The organism is Azospirillum sp. B4, from assembly GCF_000333275.1.
GTDB lineage: Bacteria > Pseudomonadota > Alphaproteobacteria > Azospirillales > Azospirillaceae > Nitrospirillum.
The window spans coordinates 1-2,249 of the sequence record NZ_BACU01000595.1 but is presented as its reverse complement, the minus strand read 5'-3'; the positions used below and the strand labels follow the sequence as shown (position 1 = coordinate 2,249).

The 2,249-nt window shown below is 60.3% G+C and carries 1 protein-coding gene and 1 pseudogene; both read right to left on the bottom strand.

What is annotated here, in order from left to right:
• On the bottom strand, positions 1-1,289 hold a 1,289-nt coding region (locus tag I55_RS26900; protein WP_148293994.1), incomplete at its 3' end, for a PAS domain-containing sensor histidine kinase.
• 347 nt (positions 1,290-1,636) lie between these two features.
• A pseudogene (locus tag I55_RS26895) lies at positions 1,637-2,083 on the bottom strand (GGDEF domain-containing protein); the annotation flags it as partial.
• Positions 2,084-2,249: the final 166 nt, after the last annotated feature.

Below are 2,249 nucleotides of genomic sequence, written 5' to 3'. Positions count from 1 at the left end.
AATTTGACCGCGTTGCTGAGAAGATTGGTGGCGATTTGCCGAATGCGCATGGTGTCGCCGGAAAAAACGGTTGGCAGCGACGCCGCATAGGATAGGGAGATGGTCAGATTCTTCTCCTCCGCTTTCATCCTGACCAATTCGATGCAGCCGGACAAGTCATGCGCCAGGTTGAGCGGGGCATCCTCCAGCTCCATTTTGCCGCTTTGCAGCTTTGACAAATCCAGGATGTCGTTGATCAGCAGCAGCAGGCTTTTGGCGGACCGGTAGGCCATGCTGAGCTGCTTGTGCGTATGGGCCGGCAATTCGCTTTCAAGAGCCAGCCCGATGAAGCCGAGGATCGAGTTCATCGGCGTTCTGATCTCATGGCTCATATTGGCGAGGAACTGGCTCTTCGCCGCGTCCGCCGCCTTGGCCTCGATCAGCGCCTTTTCCAATTGTTCGTTGGATTGCCGGAGCATCAATTCCGCCTGTTTCAGCGGCGTGATTTCCGTCACCAGCACAAAGGTGCCGGTGATGGTGAGGTCCCGTCGCTCAGGCAGGTAATTGACCTGATAGTGCCGCGTCGTTCCGTCCGGCGTCCGCCAAACTTGCTCGAAGACCTGGGGGGTTCCGGCGAGGGCCGCCTCCAGCCTGAGCAGATAGTCGGCGTCCCCGCCCGGGGCGAGCAGGGTGTTCAGATGCACGCCGAGTTGGACCGGTTCCCCCCCGGCCCCCAGCCACTTCCTGTAGGCGGGATTGGCGTATCGCAGCGTCTTCAGGCTATCCCAATAGCCGACCATGCCCGGAAGATTGTCCGTGATCGTGCTGGTGAAGACTTCCTGGTCCGCCAGCATCTTGTTCGCTTCGCGGACCTCGCCCGTACGCGTGGCGAGCAGCTCTTCCAATTGCTGGCGATTGCGGCGGAGTTCTTCTTCCTGCCGTTTTATCTCGGTGATGTCGCGGGCGATTTTGGAGGCGCCGACGATGCGGCCTTCGGCGTCATGAATGGGGGAAATGGTGACCGAGACGTCAATCAACTGGCCGTCCTTTCGACGGCGCCTGGCGTGGAAATGGCTGATCAACTCGCCTTGGGCGATCCGCGCCAGGATTCCGGCTTCCTCGTGCTCCGTCCCCCGGGGGAAAAGCATTGTCATGGGCTGGCCGATGGCTTCGGTCGCGGTGTAGCCGAATAGACGTTCCGCTCCTGGGTTCCAGGAGGTGATGGTCCCATGTAAGCTTTTGCTGATGATCGCATCGTCGCTGGAGGCGACGATCAATGCCAGATGCATAACATATTCGTCTGGGTTCATCGCTGGATTCCGCTTATGTGCTGCTGGCGGTAATGGTGGCGTGAATAAGTTAGGGAATCGTAATTCGTTCTCCTAATATTTTCATTAACAATTTGCGGCGGTTCTACGGTAATTATTATTTTACAGCGCCATATCCTATTTAATATTGCCTTACGATGAGATGGTTAATTTCTTTCTGTCTTCAATCTATCCAATCGGATTGGATTCCAAGATCATGCAATTTTGGGGTGGTGGCAGTTGCCATTCCGCCCAGAGTTGTCTTCGGGCGGGCTTTGCAGTCCCCAATTGACCGATTGGTTGGGGCTTTGGGGGAATGGTCTCGGCGGAGCGATCGGCTGACGGGGGCGTCACGCCGCGCAGACCCGGTTGCGGCCCTCCGCCTTGGCCTGATACAGCCGGGCATCGGCGGCGGCGATCATGCCATCGGGGCCGTCCAGGCCCAGATCGCTGCAGACACCGATGCTGATGGTCACCGCCAGGTCGGGATGGATCTCCTGCCAATCGGCGGCGGCGATGGCCTGGCGCAGGCGTTCGCACAGGGTCGCCGCTTCCGCCGCTCCCGTGTCGCGCAGCAGCATGACGAACTCCTCCCCGCCGTAGCGGGCCGCCAGGTCGCCCGGGCGCAGGGCGGCGCGCAGCACATCGGCGACCATGCGTAGCACAGCGTCGCCGATGGCGTGTGAATAGCGGTCATTGATGGCCTTGAAATGATCGATGTCGCCGATCATGACCGACAGGGCCCGGCGCTCGCGCACCGCTTCCTGATGGGCGTCGCGTGCCCTGCCGTCGAAATGGGCGCGGTTGTGCCAACTGGGTCACCCCATCGGGGATGCTGGCTTTCCGCAAATGCGCCGCGGTCGTGGGGCAACCGCTTCGGCCATTTGGGTTGAACCCCTGGGCCCAAGGCGGCAATCTCATCCCTCCCGCCTAAGGGAACCCCGTTGGTTCAGGCCCCCCCCC